The following is a 772-nucleotide window of genomic DNA, read 5'->3' on the forward strand; positions in this document are numbered from 1 at the left end:
TCACGTAGCTTTGCTTCAAAGATGAACTCATCAGGAAACGATTGGATGCGTGCTGCTTCGCGCATAGAGATACGCCGGGGTATGTTGTAATGGTATTGGATGTTGCCATGACACTCGGCACGGATGGTATAGCCAGGCTTATTGGCGTCTAAATGACGATTCCCTTGATCAGAGCTACGGTTTGCCCGACTCCAGATATGATTGATCTCAGGATTAGCCTCCAATGCTTCGAGATCAGCAAGTGCTGCTTGAGCCGTGATCCATTGATCTTTCGCTAATACTGGTGGAGGTGGGGTAAACGTTCCAGCCTCTTGGGTCGTTCCCACAATAAAGACACGCTCTCTGGTTTGAGGAACTTCATAATCGGCTGAATTGTAGAGATCGTAGGTTGTGTTGTAGCCAAGTGTATTAAAATCATCTAAAATCTTTAGAAGAGAAGCTCTATTGTGGCGCATCAAGAGCCCTTTAACGTTTTCTGCCACAAATATGCTTGGCTTAACAAGCTTTATGGCTTCTACCATGGCTTTATATAGGCTGCTACGCTGCCCTTGGATACCGGCACCTTTGCCATTTATGGATATATCTTGGCATGGAAAACCACCGATGAGTACATCAGCCTGGGGCATGCTTTCCATGACATCCCATACATTGCCACAGATGATCTCTTTTTGAAAATTTCTGCGATATGTGCGACACGCAGCAACGTTTATTTCATTGGCCCATACAATAGCAAAGGGCAAACGAGCATAATGCTTGCCCAGAAATGTAAAAT

The 772-nt window shown here is 45.3% G+C and carries 1 protein-coding gene; it reads right to left on the minus strand.

Annotated features, from left to right (window positions below):
* The coding region (locus CJ255_RS22185) for a DNA cytosine methyltransferase (protein ID WP_097646220.1) at positions 1 to 772 on the minus strand (772 nt) is incomplete at both ends.

The sequence above is a fragment of the Candidatus Viridilinea mediisalina genome (assembly GCF_002532535.1).
Lineage (GTDB): Bacteria > Chloroflexota > Chloroflexia > Chloroflexales > Chloroflexaceae > Viridilinea > Viridilinea mediisalina.